This is a genomic window from Bradyrhizobium brasilense (assembly GCF_029714345.1).
Lineage (GTDB): Bacteria > Pseudomonadota > Alphaproteobacteria > Rhizobiales > Xanthobacteraceae > Bradyrhizobium > Bradyrhizobium australafricanum.
Genome location: NZ_CP121669.1, coordinates 90,378 through 112,272, shown reverse-complemented (window position 1 = coordinate 112,272; position 21,895 = coordinate 90,378). Strand labels below are relative to the sequence as shown.

Below are 21,895 nucleotides of genomic sequence, written 5' to 3'. Positions count from 1 at the left end.
CGATGGGTTTGAACTATTCCTCAAACGAAACCAACGCCGCATCTGGAGGAACGCCCGCTCCCAGGTCTTGCAGTCGATATTTTCGTTTCAGGCTCCGGATCAATCATACGTACCGAACGTGCAGTCTTGCTGCCGGCCCGCTGTTGCACCTCCTGCAATGAGCGGTCGTCAGGGTTTGCGGAACCCCGACACTTCACGCACGGTGCGCCCATCAACCCGAACGGCCGGCGAGATCCCGCATCTGGAGAACAAATGGTTTCGAATTCTGCGTCTTCCTATACTCCCACCCGCGATGACTTCGCGGCGATGCTTGATGAGTCCTTTGCCGGCGGCAATTTGCAGGAAAGCTCGGTCATCAAGGGCAAGGTGGTTGCAATTGAGAAGGACATGGCCGTCATCGACGTCGGCCTGAAGACTGAAGGTCGCGTTGCGCTGCGCGAATTCGCCGGCCCCGGCCGTGAAAGCGATCTCAAGGTCGGTGACGAAGTCGAGGTGTTCCTCGACCGTATCGAGAATGCGCTCGGCGAAGCCGTGCTGTCGCGCGACAAGGCGCGCCGCGAGGAAAGCTGGGGCAAGCTCGAGAAGGCGTTCCAGAACAACGAAAAGGTCAACGGCGTCATCTTCAACCAGGTCAAGGGCGGCTTCACGGTCGACCTCGACGGTGCGGTGGCCTTCCTGCCGCGCTCGCAGGTCGACATTCGTCCGATCCGCGACGTTGCGCCGCTGATGAACAATTCGCAGCCGTTCCAGATCCTCAAGATGGACCGCCGCCGCGGCAACATCGTGGTGTCGCGCCGCACGGTTCTCGAAGAGACCCGCGCCGAGCAGCGCCAGGAGCTGGTGCAGAACCTCGAAGAGGGTCAGGTGATCGACGGCGTGGTCAAGAACATCACCGATTACGGTGCGTTCGTTGATCTCGGCGGCATCGACGGCCTGCTGCACGTGACCGATATCGCCTGGCGCCGCGTCAACCACCCAACCGAGGTGCTGACCATCGGCCAGACCGTGAAGGTCAAGATCATCAAGATCAACCACGAGACGCACCGCATCTCGCTCGGCATGAAGCAGCTGCTGGATGATCCGTGGCAGGGCATCGAAGGCAAGTACCCGCTGGGTGCCCGCTTCACCGGCCGCGTCACCAACATCACCGACTACGGCGCGTTCGTCGAGCTCGAGCCGGGCATCGAAGGTCTGATCCACGTCTCCGAGATGTCGTGGACCAAGAAGAACATGCACCCCGGCAAGATCGTTTCGACCTCGCAGGAAGTCGAAGTGCAGGTGCTGGAAGTGGATTCGGTCAAGCGCCGCATCTCGCTCGGTCTCAAGCAGACCATGCGCAATCCCTGGGAAGTCTTCGTCGAGAAGTTCCCGGTTGGTTCGGTGGTCGAGGGCGAGGTCAAGAACAAGACCGAGTTCGGTCTGTTCCTGGGTCTCGAGGGCGATGTCGACGGCATGGTCCACCTCTCCGACCTCGACTGGAAGCTTCCGGGCGAGCAGGTCATCGACAACTTCAAGAAGGGCGACATGGTCAAGGCCGTGGTGCTCGATGTCGATGTCGAGAAGGAGCGCATCTCGCTCGGCGTCAAGCAGCTCGAAGGCGACCCCTTCGCCGAGCCGGGCGACGTCAAGAAGGGCGCGGTCGTGACCTGCGAAGTGCTCGAAGTGAAGGAGAGCGGCATCGAGGTCCGGATTTCGGGCACCGAGTTCACCACCTTCATCAAGCGGTCCGAGCTGGCCCGCGACCGCAACGACCAGCGCGCCGAGCGCTTCGCCGTCGGCGAGAAGGTCGATGCCCGCGTCATCCAGTTCGACAAGAAGGCCCGCAAGGTGCAGGTCTCGATCAAGGCGCTGGAAGTCGCCGAAGAGAAGGAAGCCATCGCGCAGTACGGCTCCTCCGACTCGGGTGCGACGCTTGGCGATATCCTCGGCACCGCGCTGAAGAACCGCGGCACCGACAAGTAAGCGTTCGCGCGATTTGAGCGAACAATCGGGGCCCCGGCGCAAGCCGGGGCCCTTTGCTTTGGGGCATCCGTAGCCCGGATGAAGCGAAGCGAAATCCGGGACTTTCTATCCGTGCTGCTGAAGCCTCCCGGATTACGCTTCGCTTCATCCGGGCTACGGATTTGTCTTCCCCTTCCCCCTGAAAGGGGGAAGGACGGGATGGGGGTCCAGCCACAGGCGATGCTGCTCATGGAGAGAGCTGATCCCCACCCGCTTTGCTCTGGCGAGCAAAGCGACCTCCCCTTTTCAAGGGGAGGTTAGGGCGCGGCCGGGATCAAGCGCACGTGCACCCGGGCTACAAGTGCCTCCGAATACCGGGCCTTGTTTTCTTCATATTGCGTCGCAATTGATGTATTTGGCTAAGCTGATAGTGACGCTGCGACTGCAAAACGCGCGGATTGCACGCTGACCATTTCTGGAGAGATCGGATGTCGCTGGATTCAGACGTGATCGTCGATCGCCGCCGCATCAGGCGCAAACTGACGTTCTGGCGCGTCGCCGCCGCGGTCATTGCGATCGCGGCCATCGTCGGCGTGGGCGTGGTCGCCGCCGGCGGACGCGGCACCTTTTCGACATCGAACACGATCGCGCGGGTCAATATCGACGGACTGATCCGCAGCGACCAGGATCGCGTCGAGGCGCTGGAGCGGCTCGGCAAGTCGAGCTATGCGGCTGTTGTCGTGCACATCAATTCGCCCGGCGGCACCACCGCGGGCTCCGAGCAGCTCTACGACTCGCTGATGCAGCTGAAGGCGAAGAAGCCGCTTGTCGTCGTGGTCGAGGGATTGGCCGCCTCGGGCGGCTACATCACGGCGATCGCCTCCGATCATATCGTCGCCCAGCAGACCTCGCTGGTCGGCTCGATCGGCGTTCTGTTCCAGTATCCGAACGTTTCGGAATTGCTCAAGACTGTCGGCGTGAAGATGGAGGAGATCAAATCTTCCCCGCTGAAGGCGGCGCCCAACGGCTTCGAGCCGACCAGCCCGGAGGCCCGCGCCGCGATCGACGGTCTCGTCAAGGATTCCTATGCATGGTTCCGTGGATTGGTGAAGCAACGGCGCGGCATGGACGATGACCTGCTGGAGAAGGTGGCGGACGGTCGCGTCTTCACCGGCCGGCAGGCGGTCGATCTCAAGCTGGTCGATCAGCTGGGGGACGAGAAGACCGCGATCGCCTGGCTGGTTGCCGAGAAGAAGGTCAAAAGCGACCTGCCGGTGCGCAATTACAAGCTTAATCCGCGGTTCGGCGATCTGACCTTCCTGCGCACGGCGGCGTCCGTGACGCTCGATGCGTTCGGTCTTGGTGCCATCGCGCGGCGGATCGAGCAGGGCGGCTTGGCCGAGGCAGTCGACCGGTTCGGGCTTGACGGCATGCTGGCGCTGTGGAGCCCGGCTGGAACCAATTGATCGGCTGCCAAAGGCGTGCTCGTCAGGCTATTCCCGCTTTGCGGGAATCGCCGCATGCCCCAATTGGGCTATTTGTCACGTGATTTCACGACGCTCTAAATCGATTTAGCGTCTTGACAGTGCACGGCATTTTCACGGAAATGGGTTTCCGCAAGAGCCCGGATCCCACTTTCGATGATCAAATCCGAACTTGTTCAGCGCATCGCCGAGCACAACCCGCACCTCTATCAGCGGGATGTCGAGAACATTGTGAATGCGATTCTCGATGAAATCGTCGCGGCGCTGGCACGTGGCGACCGTGTCGAGCTGCGTGGTTTCGGCGCATTCTCGGTGAAGCACCGCCCGGCGCGCGCCGGCCGCAATCCACGCACCGGCGAGCATGTGCCGGTCGACCAGAAGAGCGTGCCGTTCTTCAAGACCGGCAAGGAAATGCGCGAGCGTCTCAACCGCGACGTGACCGAGGCGGGCGCCGCCAAGGTCGATGCGCCCAAGGCTGATGCTTAAGGTCGACGCCTAAGGCGCGACGTCAGGCGTTGCCGTGCTGCGGGTGATATGCCCGCATTTGCTCCATCGCTGCGAGAGATGGTCATGCGAAAGTTCTTCACGGCAGTGGTCGTCATTCCGCTCGGACTGATCTTCATCATTTTTGCAGTCGCCAACCGTCACTGGGTGACGGTGTCGTTCGATCCCTTCAATTCGGTGACCCCCACGGTTGCGGTCACGCTGCCGCTGTTCGTCGTCATTATCGCCTCCGCGATCCTGGGCGTGATCGCGGGCGGCATCGGAACCTGGTTCAAGCAAGGGCGCTGGCGCCGCGCGGCCCGGCAGCATGAGGCTGACGCCCGCCATGTCCGCGCCGAGCTCGCCGAGCTCAGGGCCGCCGCCTCCCGGGACGACGCGCAGCGCCGTCCGGCGCCGGCCCAGCTCGGTTTCTACGGGGCCGCCGGGCGAGACAAGCAGGGCGCGACGTTGTAGAACCCGCCCCGTCGGACCGGGATCCACCCCGGTTCCGGCCGCCCGAAAACCCGTTTTGAGACCCGTTTCGAGACCATGCCCCTGCTCGTCAAAATCTGCGGCCTGTCCACGCGCGAGACGCTCGACGTCGCGCTTGAGGGCGGTGCCGACATGGTGGGGTTCGTATTCTTTCCGCCGTCCCCGCGTCACATCAGCCTCGAGACCGCGCGCGAGCTCGGCAGCCGCGCCAAGGGCCGCGCCGTCAAGGTCGCCCTGACCGTCGATGCCGACGATGCGACCCTGGGAAACATCGTCGAGACGCTGCGGCCGGATATCCTGCAATTGCACGGCAAGGAGACCACGGCGCGGCTGCGCGACATCAAGGCGAAGTTCGGCCTGCCGCTGATGAAGGCGCTGCCGGTCGAGACGTCCGCCGACCTTGTGCCGCTGCCGGGTTATGCCGGCGTCGCCGATCGCATCCTGTTCGATGCCCGTGCGCCGAAGGATGCCACGCGGCCGGGTGGCCTCGGCGCGCCGTTCGACTGGCACGTGCTGGAAAATCTCGATCTTGCGCTGCCCTACATGGTCTCGGGCGGGCTCAACGCCGACAACGTCACTGAAGCCGTCCGCGTCACGGGCGCCGGCGGCGTCGATGTCTCGTCGGGCGTCGAGCGCACGCCCGGCGTCAAGGATCCCGAATTGATCCGCGCCTTCATCCGCGCCGCGCGCGCAACCCAAGAACTGATGGTTCGATGAATCCAAACCTGCCCAATTCCTTCCGCAGCGGTCCCGACGAGCGCGGGCATTTCGGCATTTTCGGCGGACGCTTCGTCGCGGAAACGCTGATGCCGCTGATCCTCGATCTGGAAAAAGCTTATGCCGACGCCAAGGCCGATCCGGCGTTCCAGGCCGAGATGAATGTCTATCTGAAGGACTATGTCGGCCGGCCCTCGCCGCTCTATTTCGCCGAGCGGCTCACCGAGCATCTCGGCGGCGCCAAGATCTATCTGAAGCGCGAGGAGCTCAACCACACCGGCTCGCACAAGGTCAACAATGTGCTCGGCCAGATCATGGTCGCGCGCCGCATGGGCAAGAAGCGCATCATCGCAGAGACCGGCGCCGGCCAGCACGGCGTGGCGACGGCGACGCTGTGCGCGCGGTTCGGGCTCGAATGCGTGGTCTATATGGGCGCGGTCGACGTCGAGCGGCAGCAGCCGAACGTGATCCGCATGGAGATGCTGGGCGCCAAGGTCGTCCCGGTGCAGTCGGGCGCGCGTACGCTGAAGGACGCGATGAACGACGCGCTGCGCGACTGGGTCACCAACGTGCACAACACCTTCTATTGCATCGGGACGGTGGCGGGTCCGCACCCCTATCCGATGATGGTACGCGACTTCCAGTCGATCATCGGCCACGAGACGCGCAAGCAGATGCAGGAGGCCGAGGGCCGCCTGCCGGATTCGCTGATCGCCTGCATCGGCGGCGGCTCCAATGCGATGGGCCTGTTCCATCCGTTCCTCGACGATCCCTTGATCGAGATCTTCGGCGTCGAGGCGGCCGGTCACGGACTGACGCAGCTGCATGCCGCTTCGCTCGCCGGCGGCCGTCCCGGCGTGCTGCATGGCAACCGCACCTATCTTTTGATGGACGCCGACGGCCAGATCGAGGAAGCGCATTCGATCTCGGCGGGCCTCGATTATCCCGGCATCGGCCCGGAACACGCCTGGCTGCACGAGACCGGCCGCGTGAAGTATCTCTCGGCGACCGATGAGGAGGCGCTGGCCGCATTCCAGCTGCTGTCGCGGCTCGAGGGCATCATCCCCGCGCTGGAATCAGCGCACGCCATCGCGAAACTGTCCGAGCTCGCACCGCAGCGGCCGAAGGATCACCTGATGGTGGTCAACCTCTCGGGTCGCGGCGACAAGGACGTGCCGCAGGTCGGCGACATCTTGAAGGCGAGGAAGAAGTGACCACCCGTATCGACGCACGTTTCGCCGAGCTGAAGCAGCAGGGCCGCTCCGCTTTCGTCACCTTCGTGATGGCCGGCGATCCCGACGCCAAGACCTCGCTCGACATCCTCAAGGCACTGCCGAAGGCCGGCGCCGACGTCATCGAGATCGGCATGCCCTTCACCGATCCGATGGCCGATGGCCCCTCGATCCAGGCCGCGGGCCTGCGCGCGCTCAAGGGCGGCATGACGCTGCGCAAGACGCTGGCTATGGTCCGCGACTTCCGCAAGGACGACAACGCCACGCCGATCGTGCTGATGGGCTACTACAATCCGATCTACATCTACGGGGTCGACAGCTTCCTGGCCGACGCCAAGACCGCCGGCGTCGACGGCCTGATCATCGTCGACCTGCCGCCGGAGGAAGATACCGAGCTCTGCATCCCCGCGATGAAGGCCGGGCTGAACTTCATCCGGCTGGCGACGCCGACCACCGACGACAAGCGGCTGCCGGCGGTGCTCGCCAACACCTCGGGCTTTGTCTATTACGTCTCGATCACCGGCATCACCGGCGCCGCGACGGCCGATTCGAAGGTGGTCGCGGAAGCCGTGGCCCGCATCAAGCGGCACACCAAGCTGCCGGTCTGCGTCGGCTTCGGCATCCGCACCCCGGAGACGGCGCGCGCGATCGCCGAGAACGCCAACGGCGCGGTGGTCGGCACCGCGATCGTCGATGTGGTGCGCGCCAACCTCGATGCCGAGGGCCGTGCGACGCCGAAGACCGTGAACGCGGTGGCGGACCTGGTGTCGGCGCTGGCGCAGGGGGTCCGGGGCGCCAAGCAGGCCGCTGAATAAGCCACATTTTGCGGCAACAAGGCCGCCAATGGCGGCTTGCCGGGCTCGCCCGGCCCGCCATATATCCAGCTGGTGCGGAACCGATCCGCATTTCGGAGCGAACCATGAATTGGCTCACCAACGTCGTCCGGCCGAAGATCCGCAACATCCTGCGGCGCGAGACGCCGGAAAACCTCTGGATCAAGTGCCCGGATTCCGGGCAGCTCGTGTTCTACAAGGACGTCGAGGCCAACCAGTTCGTGATCCCCGGCTCGAACTACCACATGCGCATGGGCGCGGTGGCGCGGCTGAAGTCGATTTTCGACAACGAGACCTGGTTCGACGTCGCGCTGCCCGAGGTGACGGCGGATCCGCTGAAATTCCGCGACGAGCGCAAATATGTCGACCGCATCAAGGACGCCCGCACCAAGACCGGGCTGAACGACGCGATCAAGGTCGGCTACGGCAAGCTCGAGGGCGCCGGCGTCGTGGTCGCGGTGCAGGATTTCGATTTCATGGGTGGCTCGCTCGGCATGGCCGCCGGTGAAGCCATGGTGCGCGGGCTCGAGCTCGCGGTCGAGAAGAAGTCGCCCTTCATCGTGTTCGCCGCATCCGGCGGCGCGCGGATGCAGGAAGGCATCTTGTCGCTGATGCAGATGCCGCGCACCACCGTCGGGGTGCAGATGCTGCGCGAGGCGCGCCAGCCCTACATCGTGGTGCTGACCAATCCGACCACCGGTGGTGTCACCGCGTCCTATGCGATGCTCGGCGACATCCAGATCGCCGAGCCCGGTGCGTTGATCGGCTTTGCCGGCGCGCGCGTGATCGAGCAGACCATCCGCGAGAAGCTGCCGGACGGCTTTCAGCGCGCCGAATATCTCCGCGAGCACGGCATGGTCGACATGGTGGTGCACCGCCACGAGATGAAGGCCACGCTGGCGCGGCTGTGCCGCCTGCTGACCAAGGCGCCGGCGCTTGAATCCGCATCGAAGCCCAAGGCCGCGGTCACCGAGCCGGCCCAGATCGTCACGGCGCCGGAGACGGTGCCGGCTGCGCCGCACGCGTGACCGCAAGCGCCGCCTCACCGCAAGCCTCGTTCGAGGCGTTGATCGCGCGGATATCGGCGCTGCATCCCAAGCGCATCGATCTCAGCCTCGATCGCATGCGCGGCCTGATGGAGCGGCTCGACCATCCCGAGCGCAAGCTGCCGCCGGTGATCCATGTCGCCGGCACCAACGGCAAGGGCTCGACCATCGCCTATCTGCGCGCAATCCTGGAGGCATCGGGCCTGCGCGTGCACGTCTTCACCTCGCCCTATCTGGTGCGGATCAACGAATGCTACCGGCTGGGCGCCGTCGGCGGCGGCAAGCTGGTCGGTGACGATGAGCTGCGCGAGACGTTCGAGCACTGCGAGCGCGTCAACGCCGATAGTCCCATCACCATCTTCGAGATGGAAACGGCGGTGGCTTTCTGCCTGTTCGCCAAGCATCCTGCCGATGTCGCATTGCTCGAGGTCGGGCTTGGCGGCCGGCTCGATTCGACCAATGTGGTCGAGGCGCTGCTCGCCTCGGTGATCGCACCGGTGAGCATGGACCACATGGAGTTCCTCGGCGACAATCTGACGGCAATCGCCGGCGAGAAGGCCGCTATCATCAAGCGCAAGGTGCCGGTGGTGTGTGCCGAGCAGGCGCCGGATGCGATGGCCGTGATCGAGGCGCAGGCGAACCGTATGCGCGCGCCGCTGCATGCGGCCGGCCAGCAATGGCATGTCGGCGTCGAGCGCGGCCGGCTGGTCTATCAGGACGAGCGCGGCCTGCTGGATCTCGCCGCGCCGAAACTGTTCGGCCGGCACCAGTTCGATAATGCGGGCCTTGCGATCGCGACCCTGCGCGCGATCGACGCATTCAAGCTCAACATCGCGGCCTTTGAAGCCGGCATCGTCAATGCGGAATGGCCGGCGCGAATGCAGCGGCTGGTTTCCGGCACTCTCGTCGGACAGGGGCCGCAGGGCTCCGAGGTCTGGCTCGACGGCGGACACAATGCCGAGGGCGGCCGCGTCGCGGCCGCAGCGCTCGGCGATCTCGAGGAGCGCGTGTCGCGGCCGCTGGTCGTGATCGTTGGGATGATGGCCAACAAGGATGCCGACGCATTCCTCGCCAATTTCGCCGGACTGACCCGCCACATCATTGCGGTCCCGGTGCCCGGCCGCGACAACGGCATGGCGCCGGACAGACTGGCTGATGCCGCGCGAGCGCTCGGCATGCGGGTCGAGATCGCGGATGGCGTCGCCGCCGCGCTGCAACGGCTTGCGGTGCTGGCCTATGAGGTGCCGCCGCGCATCCTGATCACGGGCTCGCTGTATCTGGCCGGTCCCGTGCTTGCGGCCAACGGCACGCCTCCTGCATAACGTTTGTGTCGTAGCCCGGATGCAGCGAAGCGAAATCCGGGAAGGCTCGATCCGCGGACACAGGGCCCGGGATTACGCTTCGCTCCATCCGGGCTACGGTTTGCGTGAACCTGCGCTCAGGAAACGTTGCGCCTAAGGATGAGACACCATGCGTTTTGCTGCGATCGCCGACATCCACGGCAACCATCTCGCGCTCGAAGCCGTGCTGTCGGACATCCGCGCGCAGGGCATTTCCGACATCGTCGATCTCGGCGACATGGTGAGCGGACCGCTCGACGCCCGGCCGACGATCGATATGCTGATGGCGCTCGATGCGGTCCATCTGCTCGGCAATCATGACCGCTACCTGATCGACCGTCCGCACGAGAAAATGGGCTCCTGGGAGCGGCTGACCTATACCCAGCTCGAGCCGCGGCATCTCGACTGGATGCGCGCGCTGCCGGCGAATTCGATCTATCGCGACGAGGTTTTCGTCTGTCATGCAACGCCCCAGGATGACGAGACCTATTGGCTCGAGACGGTGCTGCCGAGCGGCGAAGTCTGCATGTCCCCGCTGGAAGCGATCGAGGCGAGAGCGGCCGGCGTGCTGCAATCGCTGATCCTCTGCGCCCACACGCACACTGCGCGCGCCGTGCGGCTTCGCGACGGCCGGCTGATCGTCAATCCCGGCAGCGTCGGCTCGCCCGGCTATCGCGTCGGCAAGCCGCATCCGCATGTCGTGGAGGCCGGTTCGCCCGATGCGCGCTATGCGATCCTCGAACAGGTCGATGGTGGCTGGGATGTCACCTTCCGCCACATCCCCTACGACCACGCGGCAATGGCGGCGCTGGCGCAGCGCAATGGCCAGGCCGAGCTCGCCTCGGCGCTGGCGACGGGGTGGATTCGCTGATCCGTAGCCCGGATGAAGCGCAGCGAAATCCGGGACCGCGACATCCGCGGGCACGGCATTCCCGGATTGCGCTGCGCTCCATCCGGGCTACGAAGCGCGCAAACAAAACGGCCGGCTCATCGCCGGCCGTTTGCACAAATCAGCTAATTCGAATCGGATCAGACCGCAGCGGTGATCCACTGCTGCAGCTTGGCCTTCGGCGCGGCGCCGACCTGGCGGGACGCCATCTCGCCGCCCTTGAAGATCATCAGGGTCGGGATCGACATCACGCCATACTTCGATGCGGTCTTCGGGCTCTCGTCGACGTTGAGCTTCACGATCTTGACCTTGTCGCCCATCGCGCCGGAAATCTCATCGAGAGCGGGCGCGATCATGCGGCAGGGGCCGCACCACTCGGCCCAGAAGTCGACGACCACCGGCCCGGTCGCCTTGAGCACTTCGGCTTCGAAATCGGCGTCAGAAACCTTGCCAACGGCCATGTGAGTACCTCGTTCGGTTGAGACAAAAGGGCGCGGTTGGGAATCGCGCCCAGGAGCATGGGTCAAACCTATGAACGCCCCCTTGCCGGGTCAAGCTTGCTCACGCCGACATGAACTTATGCCAGGGCAGCGTCCAGCGCGGAGGCGGAAATCTCTATGATTTCAGTCGTTTCGGTCCAGAGCAGGGCGGCCCGCACGGGCAGCTGGGGATAAAGCCTGGCGAGCACCGCGCGGTACAGCGCGAGCTGCCGGACATAGCCCCGCGGCGCCTCGGCTGCCGTCCTGGGCGGGGCATGGTTGGTCTTGAAATCGACGATCAGGACGTCGGTCGGCGTCACCACCAGGCGGTCGATCTGGCCGGAGACCAGCGCCTTCGGCTGGCCCGGCCGCTCCAGCCGCCCGACGATCGAGACTTCCGCGCGGCTGCCGGGCGCGAACACGACGGCAAAGCGCGGATCGGCGATCAGGCCGAGCACCTGATCGGCGAGCGCGACCTGCTCCTGTTCGTTCCAGCCGTCGGCATTGCGCGCGAGGTAGCCGAGCGCGGCGGCGCGCCGCCGCTCGAGGGCGACGTCGGGCAGCGACTGCAGCAGCCGGTGCACCAGCGTGCCGCGTTGCAGGGCGCGGGCACGCAGCAGCACCGATTCGCCGGTCCGGATCGGATGGCTGTCGTCATCAGCCGGATCGGACGGACGCAGCATGCTCGCCGCCGATGCTTCCGGTGCGGCCGCAGCACGCAGCCAGGACGGCAACGCGATCGGTACCGCGGCCGCCGACGCAGTCGCGCCGGTGAGATCGGCGACGTCATCCGGCCGCGAATAGCGCATCACCTTGCCGCCTGGCGTCTCCAGCTCCTCGAGCCTGAGCCCGGAACTGGCGAGGCCCTTGGTGATCAGATCGTACCAGGAGGATTTCCGCACCGTGTTCATGTTGCCCGGCATGCAGCCGCCGACGATCAGCCGGTCGGCGGCGCGCGTCATCGCGACATAGAGCAGGCGGCGATATTCGTCCTCGGTATCGCCGAGCATCGCCTTGCGCGCCTCGGCGACACCGGGCGGATCCTCGGCCTTCTTGCCGGCCCACACCACGACGCCGGGCGCGTTCGGCGCGGCATTGCCCTGCGGCAGATGGATCAGCCGCAGCCGCTGCGTGTCCGACGGCGAGGTCGTGGTGTCGACCAGGAACACGACCGATGCCTCGAGGCCCTTGGCGCCGTGCACGGTCATGACGCGGACCTCGTCGCGCGAAATCTCCATATCGCGCTTCACCTCGGTGTCGGCGGCGCGCAGCCAGGCGACGAAGCCCTGCAGCGAGGCCGGCGCCTTGCGCTCATAGCTCAGCGCAAGCTCGAGGAATTCGTCGAGCGCGTCGTTAGCTTCATGGCCGAGCCGGCGCAGGATGCGCGCCCGCCCGCCATCGCCGCCGAGCAGCCAGGCGTAGAACGCGAACGGCGTCTCCTGGGTGAAGCGGCGCTCGCATTGTTCGAGACGGCGCAGCGCGGCCGAAAATCGTTCGTCGGTCGGTGCCTGCGCGGCCAGTGCCTCGCGCAGCGAGCCGCGACGCTGATACGCCAGCTTGAACAAATCGTCGTCGTCGAGGCCGAACAGTGGGCTCTTCAACGCCACCGCGAGCGCCAGATCGTCCTGCGGCAGCAGGAGCGCATCGGCGAGGTTCATCAGGTCGATGATCGCGATGTGCTCGGTCAGCTTCAGCCGGTCGGCGCCGGCCACCGGGATGCCCGCGTGCTTCAGCGCCTGGATCACCGCGTCGAAGGCGTTGCCGCGCCGCCGCACCAGGATCAGCATGTCGCCATAGCTGAGCGGCCGCCGTCCGCCGGCGCTGCCGGTCATGGTGCCGCTGGCAACGAGGCGCTTGATCTCGGCCTGGATGCGCCTTGCCAGCTTCACCTCGGGGCTGGTCACCGAGACGCCGTCGAACGGCGCGCGCCAGCCCTCGATGTCCTGGCGATCGTCGGCCACGGCGAGATCCCACAGCTCGATCTGGCTGGGGCCGGCATCGCCCATCGCATTGTGGATCGGATAGCCGTTCTCGACCGCATGAATGCTGCGGAAGATCTCCTGCTCGCGGAACACATGGTCGACCGAGTGCAGGATCACCGGCCCCGAGCGGAACGAATAGGTGAATGACACCGGGTCGAATTTCAGCCCGGCTTCCTCGAACCGCCGCTTCAGCTCGCGCCGGCGCAGGTCGAATTCGCGCGGCGCCGCGCCCTGGAACGAGAAGATCGACTGCTTCTCGTCGCCGACCGCGAACACGGTGCGCACCAGGCTGTCGCGCGCGCCGGCGCCGGAGGTGAATTCCGAGATGATGTGCGCGACGATGTCCCATTGCCGGGGGCTCGTATCCTGTGCCTCGTCGATCAGCACGTGATCGACGCCGCGGTCGAGCTTGTAATGCACCCAGCCCGACGAGACGCGGTCGAGCATCGCCAGCGTCTTGTCGATCAGATCGTCATAGTCGAGCAGGCCGCGTTCGAGCTTCTCGCGCCGGTAATGCGCGGCGGCCGCGGTCGCGATGTGGATCAGCGCCTCGGTGCGGTCGCGCGCGACCACCGCGCGGCGGCGTTCGATCAAGGGACCGAGCCGATCGATCTCCGCCTCGAACCGATGGCCCGCGACCGCATTTTTCTTGATGAAACTGTTGGTGACGATAGACGCGCGCGGGGCGCGTTCATCGGTCAGGAAGACGCCGAGATATTCGTCGACCTGGGCTGCACCGGTGAAGGTCAGCGCGCTCCGCAGCCGTTCGGCCTGCTTCTGATCCGCCTTGCTGCTGGTATCGAGGAGCATCGCCATCTCCTTCCAGCTCGCGCGCGGCAGGTTCGGCCCGTCGACGATCTCGCGCTCGACCTCCTCGATGCGAATGTCAGAGGAGACGCCGAGCGCGGCCGACATCTGCGCGGCGGCGGCCGCGGCGTTGCCGGCGGCATCGGTCCAGGCCATGAAATGGTCGCGGCTGAGGCAGGCTTCGCGGACCACCTCCTTGAAGGTGACGTCGGCGGCATTTGCCATCGCCGTCCGCAGCGCGCGGCCGATGGGACTGTCGGGAATCCGCGACGCCTCGAGGAACACCGCGAGATTGGCGCGCTCCATCATCTCGTTCTGGTCGCGATCGTCGAGCACGGCAAAGCGCGCCGGCACGTTGGCCTCGAACGGAAACTGCTGCAGCAGGCGGGTGCACAGCGCGTGGATGGTCTGCACCTTCAAGCCGCCGGGCGTCTCCAGCGCGCAGGCAAACAGTTTGCGCGCCTCGCGCCGCAGCGTGGCGGAAGGATGGGCAATGCCGGCTTCGCGGATCGCGGCGTCGAGCCCGGCGTCGTCGAGCGTCACCCAATGGCCGAGCGTCGTGAAGACGCGCTCGGCCATGTTTGCGGCAGCCGCCTTGGTGAAGGTGATACAGAGGATCTTTTCCGGCGGCACGCCCGACAGCAGCAGGCGGATGACGCGCTGGACCAGCACATGGGTCTTGCCCGAGCCGGCATTGGCCGACACGAAGGTCGATGCTTTCGGATCGGACGCGCGCGCCTGCGCGTCGCGCACGGCGGGCGGGATGGGCCTGATAGCCTTCACCATTCCTCGATTCCCAGGCCGCCGGCGGCGGACCATTCCTTGATGCGTGCGAGGTCGTCATAGGCGCCGTAGCGGTTCGCCCACATCGAGAGATTCAGCGAGGTGTAGGCCTGCTGCTCGTCGTCGAAGGCGCGGATCAGGGCCTCGAGCTTGCGCCGCGCGCTGTCGGCGGCCTCATCGGGCGGTTGCGGCGTGTCGCTGGTCTTGATCTTCAGTTCCAGCGAACGCTGCTCGCCCGGCGGGTTGTTGCCGCTCAGCCTGACATAGACGAGGTCGCCGACCGAGGAGTCGGCCGGGATGTCGGCGAAGCCGCCCTCGCGCAGGATCGCGGCTTCCAGGGTGAGCTGCGGCGACAGGCCCATACGCACCTGCTTGCCGGTCGGCGGCTGGCCGGTCTTGTAGTCGAGGATCGCAAAGCTGCCGTCATCGCGACGCTCGATGCGATCGGCGCGCGCCGAGAGCGTGAAGGTCCTGGCATCGTCGAGCGGGATGCCGATCTCGCCGCGGATCTCGGCCTTGATGGAAGCGATATTGCCGCGCCGGGCCTGCTCCCATTCGGCAAACCATCCTGCGATGCGCTGGAAGCGCGGCCACCAAAGCGCCCGCGCCTCGGGCCGCTCCATCAGCGGCGCAAAGTATTTGGCCCCGATCTCGCGCAGCGTGCGCAGGGTGTCAGCGGGCAGCGCGTCGGCATAGACCTGCGTGAACTCGCCGAGCGCCTCGTGAATCGCCGAGCCGCGATCGGCCGCCGACAACGGCATGTCGACGGGGTCGAGCGGATCGAGATCGAGGATATAGCGCGCGTAGATCGTGTAGGGATCGCGCAGCCAGTCCTCGATCGCGGTGACAGACATTTTCAGCGGACGTGCCTCGCGCGGCGGCCGCGGCTCCGGCTGCGGGATCGGCTCGACCTTGTCGGGCCGGTCGAGCTCGGCGGCATATTGCACGTAAGTTTCGCCGGCCGATGTCGCGGCCTTCCAGCGCGCCTCGCCGGCGACCGCTTCGAGCCGGTGCAGGAAGCGCGAGGCGACCGCCGGCGCGCCGCCGACTTTTGCGGCGTGGGTGAGGATCACCTCGTCATGGCCGAGCAGCTGCGCAAAGTCGTGCGCGGACAGCCCAATGCGGCGCTCGGGAAGATCGAGCCCGAGCTCATGCCGCATCGGCCGGCTCAGCCACGGATCGATCCGCGGCGCCGGCGGCCAGACGCCCTCGACCAGGCCGCCGAGGATGACGCGATCGGATTCGGTGAGACGGGCTTCGAGCTGGCCGAAGATGTTGAGCTGCGCGCGCGCCGATTCCGGTCGCCGCACCATGCGGTCGGCGAACGCGGTCTGGAACACCTCGGGATAATCGGCGAGCGGCGTCATCAGCCCGCTCGGCTGCTGTTTGGCGAGCAGCTCGTCGAACGCGGACGCCAGCGACGCACCGGCGCGCTCCTCGAACACGACCGCAACGCCGTTCTGGTCGCCGGACAGCGCGATCAGCGCCTCGCGGTGGCGCGCGGCGAGCTCGGCGAAATCATGGGGTTTTGACGACGCCATGCCTTCGAGCGGCGCCAGCGCCGCCTGCAATCTGGCGATCAGGTCCTGCGCCCGGTTGAGCTCGTTGTCGCGCAGCCGGGCGCGCGGCTCCATGGCATGCAGCGACGAGGTCTCGCCGCCGTGCAGCTTGACCAGCTCGGCGCCGAAGCGCGCGAAGTCGCGGGCGAGGCCGCCGGTCCCGGCTTGCGGCCGCGTGCCGCGCAGCAGCGCAATCTCCAGCACCTCGATCGCGCGCCGCAGCGCGCCATGCGAACCGCCGAGGCGGAACAGCGGATGCTTGAGCAGCGCGAGCAGTGTTGGCGGCTCCAGCCCCTTGGCCGCCGCCTCCGCGGTCAGGCGGGCGAACACGCCGGCCGGCGTTTCCGTCAGCGCATCGCCGCCGGAATCGTCGAACTCGAGCTTCCAGCGCGTCAGCGACGCCATCACGCGGCGCGCCAGCGCGCGGTCCGGCGTCACCAGCGCGGCCGATTTGCCGAGATGCCGCGCCTCGCGCATCGCCACCGCGATCGCCAGCGCCTCCATTTCCGGATTGGGCGCCTCGACCACGGTGAGGTTCGTCATCCCGGCGGAAATCCGCGCCACGATCTCCGGCCGTTCCAGCCGGTCGTGCCACTGCGCGGTCGCGGTCGAGGGACGCATCGTCTCCGACACCAGCACCTCGCGGCCGAGCGGCGCCGGCTCGGCAAGGCTCTCGACGTCGCGGCGCTTGATGCCGAAGCGGTCGAGCAAGGCGTGCATCGCGAATTGCGGATGGTTCGACGAGGGCGGCGTTACGAACCTGCCGTCGTCGCCGCGCTCGCCGCCGATCGTGTCCCAGGAGTCCTCGTCGAGATCGGTGTCGAGCCCGGGCAGCACCACGGCACCGTTCGGCAGCTTCGCCACCGCGTGCAGGAATTTCGCCGTCGCCGGCATCGAGCCGGTCGAACCGGCCGCGATCACCGGGCCCGCGTGGTGCGCGGTCAGCCGCGCCGCCTCCGCCTCGATCAGGAGATCGCGGCGCGCGGCGGGTTCGATCCGGCCGATCTCCTTGAGGTAGCGGGGCCAGGCGTCACGCGCGATCCGCAGGAAGTCGAGCGAATGCTGCCAATATTTGTCGAGCTGGTCCGGCACCAGGCGGTCGAGCGCGCGCCAGTCGACGCCGCGCGTCACCATGTCGTCCATCAGCCGCGCCAGATCGCCGGCGAGTTGCAGCGTCGAGGCCGGCCCGCCGACCACCAGCGGCGCCGAGACCGGCGTCTTCGCCCATGCCGCGACCAGATGCGCCAGGGTCAGCCGGCGCTCGAGCTCGCCGAGCCTTGGCGGAATCTCCAGCGGCGCGGCGCCGCCGACGTCCTCGCCTTGGTCGGCGAAGGCGAGCTCGTCCTCATCGATGTCGCCAAGCGCGACGATGCGCGGCAGCACGGCGGCGTCCGACTCGAGCACGTCGAGGAAGATTTCCCGCGCCAGCCGTCCGGCACGGCGGGTCGGCAGATACAGCGTGGCATTGGCGAGCCTTGCCGGATCGCTCTGCGCCTCGAATCCCGCGACCAGCCGGCCATCGACCAGCGCCGAGATGACGGTGCGCAGGAACGGCGCAGAAACGGGAACACTGAAGACGCGCATGGGCTGCCTGATTCGAATCCGGCGCCAATATAGGGAGCGGCGGCCGTCGTTAGCCACCCCTGTCAGAGAACCGTCACCGCTCAATATCGCAGTCGGCCGGCGCAGCGATCGGCGGCATCCAGGAACCAGCGCAGCGCCGGATCCCGGGCAGCGCGGCTCGTATGGATCAGGTCGATCGCGAAGGCGGGGATGTCGATCGGCGGCGCGACGACGGCAATGTCGGCCAGATGCGTGAAGCGCCGGGCGATGCGCTCGGACATCGTGGCGATGAGATCGGTGCCGGCCACGGCGAACGGAACGGCCACCACATGCGCAAGCGTCACGGCCACCCGCCGCTTCAGTCCATGGCGCGCCAGCAGCGCGTCGATCACGCTCGGCAGGCCGTCGCCGCCGGCCGCCGAGAACAGCGCGTGCGGTAAGGTCGCGTAATCTTCCAGACTGAGGCGCTCCGATCGGTTCGTGCGCGCGGTATCGCGGACGCAGACGAAGCGCTCCTCGAACAGCCGGTGCCGGACACAGCGCAGCGATTCCGGCAGGTGCCCACCGATCAGCGCATCGAGCTCGCCGCGCTCCAGCTTCGCCAGCGCCACCGTCGCATCGGTGAGCGGGCGCACGGCAAGGTCAATGCCGGGCGCTTCGATGCGCAGCAGCCGGGTCAGTTCCGGTACCACAACGAGATCGCCATAGTCGGTCGCGGCGATGGTGATGCGCCGTCGCGCGATCGCCGGATCGAAGCCCTGAGCGGGCGCCAACGCGCCCCGAATCTGCCGCAGCGCTTCGCCGATCGGCCCGGCCAGCGCCAGCGCCTTTTCGGTCGGCTGCATGCCCGCGCCGGCGCGCAGGAACAGCTCGTCCGCAAACAGCGCACGCAGCCTCCGCAACGCGCTGCTCATGGACGGCTGGGCGAGCCCGATGCGCTCGGCCGCCCGGGTGACGTGGCGCTCCTCCATCAGCGCCTCGAAGGCGACCAGCAGGTTGAGATCGATGGCGGCTAAATTCATCGTGGCAATAGTGCATATAACAATAATCGATTTCAACAATGATTTGCCCGGGCCTATGCTCGTTGGCCGGGCATGACGACGGGACCCAGGAATTTGGCGAGATTTGCGAGGCTGGTGCCGCGCGGGCCGACACTGCTGATCATCGGCGTGCTGGCAGGATTGGCTTTCCCTGCGTTGGCGGATGGCGTGCGCCCGCTGATGGCGGCGGCGATCTTCGTTCTGGTGCTCGGCACCTTCCTCCAGGTCGACGGCACGGCGTTCCGGCGCGCGTTGCGGCGGCCGCTGGTCTGGCTGCTGTTGCCGGCGCTCGCCATGCTGGCGAGCCCGCTTGCAGTCGGCCTTGCCGCGCGCGGCGCCGGCTTTCGACCGGAGCTGATCGTCGCATTGGTGCTGTCGGTGTGTGCGCCGCCGTCGAGCGGCACGGCGGCCGTCGCGCGCATGCTCGGCTTCGATGCGACCATTCCGCTTGCCGTGACGCTGCTGTCGATGGCGCTGGCGCCGGTCACCGTGCCGCTGATCGCCGCGGGATTTGCCGGTCTGGCGCTCGATCCGCTGGCGCTTGCGATGCGGCTTGCGCTGCTGGTCGGCGGCGCCGGCGCGTTGGCGTTGCTGCTGCGCCGTCAGGCCGCCGCACGATTGGTGCAGCATGCGCGCATCATCGACGCGCTCGTGCTCGCCTCGCTGCTGCTGTTCGCGATCGCCACCATGGCGGGGGTGCGCACCCAGATCGAAGCGCAACCGGCCGCCGCGTTCACCTGCGTCGGCCTTGCCTTCGGCTGCAATCTCGCCCTGCAATTGTGTGGCGCGCTGCTCACGCCGGGCAATCTGGCTGCGCGGCTGACCAGCGGCCTCATTCTCGGCAACCGCAATGTCGGACTGGTCTGGTCGGCGATGGGCGCTGCGGTGTCGCCGATGACGGCGTTGTTCTTCGCCGCCACGCAGTTTCCGATCTATATGACGCCGCGGCTGATCGAGATGCTTGTTCGCCGCGAGTGCAAGGAGAATGCCTCACCATGAGCGCGACGATCCTGACCGAAGACCTCGCCGTCCGTTTCGCGCGCATCGCGCTCGGCCATGTCACGCGCGAATATCCGAACAAGCCGGATCACGTGCTGGCGGGGCCACAGGATGCGCGCACGCCGCGCGAGCTGCATCCGGTGTTCTTCGGCAGCTACGACTGGCATTCCTGCGTCCACAGCTACTGGATGCTTGCCCGGCTGCTGCGCCGCTATCCCTCATCCGAGGCGGCGGACGATATCCGCGCGCTGTTCGACGCGCAGTTCGTTGCGGAGAAGATCGCGGCCGAATGCAGCTATCTCGCCGCCCCGACCGCGCGCGGCTTCAAGCGGCCTTACGGCTGGGGCTGGCTGTTGAAGCTCGCCGCAGAGCTCTCGCTCGTCGAGAACACCAACTGGCGCGATCGAATCGCTCCGCTCGCCGAGATCTTCGCGCAGCGCTACCGCGATTTCCTGCCGCTCGCCACCTATCCGGTGCGGGTCGGCACCCATTTCAACACCGCGTTCGGACTGCGCATGGCAGCCGACTACGCCGCGGTGATACAGGACGATGCGTTCGGCGCGCTGTTGCGCGACACAGCGCTGCGCTGGTACGGCGCCGATCAGGACTGCCCCGCCTGGGGTGAGCCGAGCGGTGATGACTTCCAGTCGTCCGCGCTGATCGAAGCGGAGTGCATGCGCCGGCTGCTGGCACCGGGTGACTTCCTGCCCTGGTTCGACCGCTTCCTGCCGCGGCTCGAGCTGCGCGAACCCGCAACCCTGTTCCGGCCCGCCATGGTCACCGATCGCACGGACGGCAAGCTGGCGCATCTCGACGGGCTCAATCTCAGCCGCGCATGGTGCTGGCGGGCGCTGGCCGATGCGTTGCCGGCGGCCGATGCCCGTCGTCCGATCCTGCAGGAGGCTGCGCGACGCCATCTCAACGCCGGCCTGCCGCATATCGCGAGCGACTATATGGGCGAACACTGGCTTGCGAGCTTCGCCGTGCTCGCGATCGATGCCGAGGGATGACGACGGGCGCCGCCTACGCGACGCTTTCCAGGTAAGCTTCTTCCGCAGCCTGGATCGCGTCGGGAGTCCCGACATGCATCCAGACGCCGTCGAGGCGCAGGCCGAACAGCCGCTCCTGCTCGTTGGCGCGGTCGAATATCTTGGTCAGCGAGAACTCGCCGGCCGGCGCGTCGGCGAACAGCGCAGGCGACATGATCGCGGCGCCGGCATAGACGAACGGCACCACCTGGTGCTCGCGCCGCTTGCGCAACGCGCCATCCGGCAACATCGAATAGTCGCCGCGCCCGCCATAGCCGATGCTCGTAGCGGTCGGCGCCATCAGCAGCAGGATATCCATCCGCGCCGGATCGAAGGTTTCCGCGAGCCGCGCCAGATTGGAACGCACGCCGTCGATCCACATCGTGTCCGCGTTCAGATGATAGAACGGCGCATCGCCGAGCAGCGGCAACGCCTTCACCACCGCGCCACCGGTGCCGAGCACCTGGTCGCGCTCGTCGGAGATGATTACGCGCGGACGGCTGCGGGTCTTGACGTGCTCGATGATCTGGTCGGGCAGATAGTGCACGTTCACGACGGCTTCGCTGACGCCGGCGCCGGCGAGCTTGTCGAGTACATGGTCGAGCAGCGGCTGGCCGGCGACGCTGACCAGCGGCTTCGGCATCGTGTTGGTCAGGGGGCGCATGCGCACGCCCAGGCCCGCAGCGAGCACCATGGCCTTATGGGGAGTGACGGGCATCTTCCGGATATTCTCGGTCATCATCTCTCATGCGCCGATCATATCACGGCGATTCGGCAAGCACATCAATCAGACGCCATAGTCACGAGACATGACGGCCGTAAGACGGCAATGACGACCCTGGCCTAGACGTCGGCAGCTTGCGTGCCGCGTCTGGCGGTTTTCTTCTTCTTGTCGCCTTGTTTGAGAAAGTTGACGCCGATCTGGTCGCCATTGACCCACGCCAGCTCGCAGCGGCGATAGGCCAATCCTGTGGACGACAGCAGCAGAAAAAACTCCTTCAGGTTCAGGCCCTCGACCGAGCCGTCGACCGAGAGCTTGGCGCCCGTCTCCGACACGTCTTCCATGGTGCAGTCGCGCCGCCAGGTGCCGTCGATGCCCATCATGTGCGCTGCTATGCCGCGCTCAAACGTGACACGATCGCCCTTGCGTCGTTCCGTCCCCATCGTGTGGTCCCGCTCCAGAATCCGGCCGCGCCAT

18 protein-coding genes are annotated in these 21,895 nt (G+C 66.6%); 12 read left to right on the top strand and 6 right to left on the bottom strand.

The window, feature by feature from the left end:
- The first annotated feature begins 252 nt into the window (after window positions 1-252).
- The 10 genes from rpsA (at window position 253) to QA635_RS00425 (ending at window position 10,439) form a co-directional block, all read left to right on the top strand.
- Window positions 253-1,962 (top strand): 30S ribosomal protein S1, encoded by a 1,710-nt coding sequence (gene rpsA / locus QA635_RS00470; RefSeq protein WP_028337539.1) that lies wholly within the window; start codon window positions 253-255, stop codon window positions 1,960-1,962.
- Window positions 1,963-2,429: 467 nt separating this feature from the next.
- Window positions 2,430-3,407: a signal peptide peptidase SppA gene (gene sppA, locus QA635_RS00465; protein ID WP_283066127.1), complete on the top strand. Its 978-nt coding sequence runs from the start codon at window positions 2,430-2,432 to the stop codon at window positions 3,405-3,407.
- 174 nt (window positions 3,408-3,581) lie between these two features.
- The gene (locus tag QA635_RS00460) at window positions 3,582-3,911 is read left to right on the top strand and encodes an integration host factor subunit beta (RefSeq protein ID WP_016847379.1); all 330 of its coding nucleotides are present in this window, start codon (window positions 3,582-3,584) and stop codon (window positions 3,909-3,911) included.
- Between the two features lie 84 nt (window positions 3,912-3,995).
- Window positions 3,996-4,382, top strand: coding sequence for a lipopolysaccharide assembly protein LapA domain-containing protein (locus tag QA635_RS00455; protein ID WP_283066126.1), 387 nt, complete (start codon window positions 3,996-3,998; stop codon window positions 4,380-4,382).
- Window positions 4,383-4,457: 75 nt separating this feature from the next.
- Window positions 4,458-5,117 carry a phosphoribosylanthranilate isomerase gene (locus QA635_RS00450; protein ID WP_283066123.1) on the top strand — a complete coding sequence of 220 codons (660 nt, stop codon included), beginning with the start codon at window positions 4,458-4,460 and terminating at the stop codon, window positions 5,115-5,117.
- The gene (gene trpB, locus QA635_RS00445) at window positions 5,114-6,331 is read left to right on the top strand and encodes a tryptophan synthase subunit beta (RefSeq protein ID WP_057020413.1); all 1,218 of its coding nucleotides are present in this window, start codon (window positions 5,114-5,116) and stop codon (window positions 6,329-6,331) included. Before QA635_RS00450 ends, trpB begins: the two co-directional genes overlap by 4 nt.
- Window positions 6,328-7,164, top strand: a complete 837-nt coding sequence (gene trpA / locus QA635_RS00440; RefSeq protein WP_283066121.1) for a tryptophan synthase subunit alpha — start codon at window positions 6,328-6,330, stop codon at window positions 7,162-7,164. The genes trpB and trpA overlap by 4 nt, the downstream gene beginning before the upstream one ends.
- A gap of 104 nt (window positions 7,165-7,268) precedes the next feature.
- Entirely contained in the window at window positions 7,269-8,210 is a 942-nt protein-coding gene (accD, locus tag QA635_RS00435) for an acetyl-CoA carboxylase, carboxyltransferase subunit beta (protein WP_057020415.1), read from the top strand.
- 95 nt (window positions 8,211-8,305) lie between these two features.
- Window positions 8,306-9,550 carry a bifunctional folylpolyglutamate synthase/dihydrofolate synthase gene (locus QA635_RS00430; RefSeq protein ID WP_425249223.1) on the top strand — a complete coding sequence of 415 codons (1,245 nt, stop codon included), beginning with the start codon at window positions 8,306-8,308 and terminating at the stop codon, window positions 9,548-9,550.
- A gap of 148 nt (window positions 9,551-9,698) precedes the next feature.
- Window positions 9,699-10,439, top strand: a complete 741-nt coding sequence (locus tag QA635_RS00425; protein ID WP_283066116.1) for a metallophosphoesterase family protein — start codon at window positions 9,699-9,701, stop codon at window positions 10,437-10,439.
- Between the two features lie 158 nt (window positions 10,440-10,597).
- Here the strand turns inward: QA635_RS00425 and trxA are convergent, their stop codons facing one another.
- From trxA to QA635_RS00405, 4 genes are all read right to left on the bottom strand, one after another.
- Window positions 10,598-10,918, bottom strand: coding sequence for a thioredoxin (trxA, locus tag QA635_RS00420; protein WP_016847387.1), 321 nt, complete (start codon window positions 10,916-10,918; stop codon window positions 10,598-10,600).
- Window positions 10,919-11,034: 116 nt separating this feature from the next.
- The gene (gene addA / locus QA635_RS00415) at window positions 11,035-14,511 is read right to left on the bottom strand and encodes a double-strand break repair helicase AddA (RefSeq protein WP_283066115.1); all 3,477 of its coding nucleotides are present in this window, start codon (window positions 14,509-14,511) and stop codon (window positions 11,035-11,037) included.
- A complete protein-coding gene (addB, locus tag QA635_RS00410; protein WP_283066114.1) occupies window positions 14,505-17,651 on the bottom strand; it encodes a double-strand break repair protein AddB in 3,147 nt (1,048 codons plus the stop codon). The genes addA and addB overlap by 7 nt, the downstream gene beginning before the upstream one ends.
- A gap of 80 nt (window positions 17,652-17,731) precedes the next feature.
- Window positions 17,732-18,688: a LysR family transcriptional regulator gene (locus tag QA635_RS00405; RefSeq protein WP_283066111.1), complete on the bottom strand. Its 957-nt coding sequence runs from the start codon at window positions 18,686-18,688 to the stop codon at window positions 17,732-17,734.
- A 57-nt stretch (window positions 18,689-18,745) separates the two neighbouring features.
- On the opposite strand from QA635_RS00405, the gene QA635_RS00400 reads away from it, so the two are divergent.
- Together QA635_RS00400 and QA635_RS00395 are read left to right on the top strand one after the other, a co-directional pair.
- Entirely contained in the window at window positions 18,746-19,669 is a 924-nt protein-coding gene (locus QA635_RS00400) for a hypothetical protein (protein WP_283066110.1), read from the top strand.
- Complete coding sequence (locus QA635_RS00395; RefSeq protein WP_283066108.1) at window positions 19,666-20,679, top strand: DUF2891 domain-containing protein; 1,014 nt, start codon at window positions 19,666-19,668, stop codon at window positions 20,677-20,679. Before QA635_RS00400 ends, QA635_RS00395 begins: the two co-directional genes overlap by 4 nt.
- 13 nt (window positions 20,680-20,692) lie before the next feature.
- On the opposite strand, the gene QA635_RS00390 is transcribed toward QA635_RS00395, so the two are convergent.
- Window positions 20,693-21,415 (bottom strand): nucleotidyltransferase family protein, encoded by a 723-nt coding sequence (locus tag QA635_RS00390; RefSeq protein WP_283066106.1) that lies wholly within the window; start codon window positions 21,413-21,415, stop codon window positions 20,693-20,695.
- Window positions 21,416-21,540: 125 nt separating this feature from the next.
- Entirely contained in the window at window positions 21,541-21,861 is a 321-nt protein-coding gene (locus QA635_RS00385) for a PilZ domain-containing protein (RefSeq protein WP_028337556.1), read from the bottom strand.
- Window positions 21,862-21,895 lie beyond the last annotated feature (34 nt).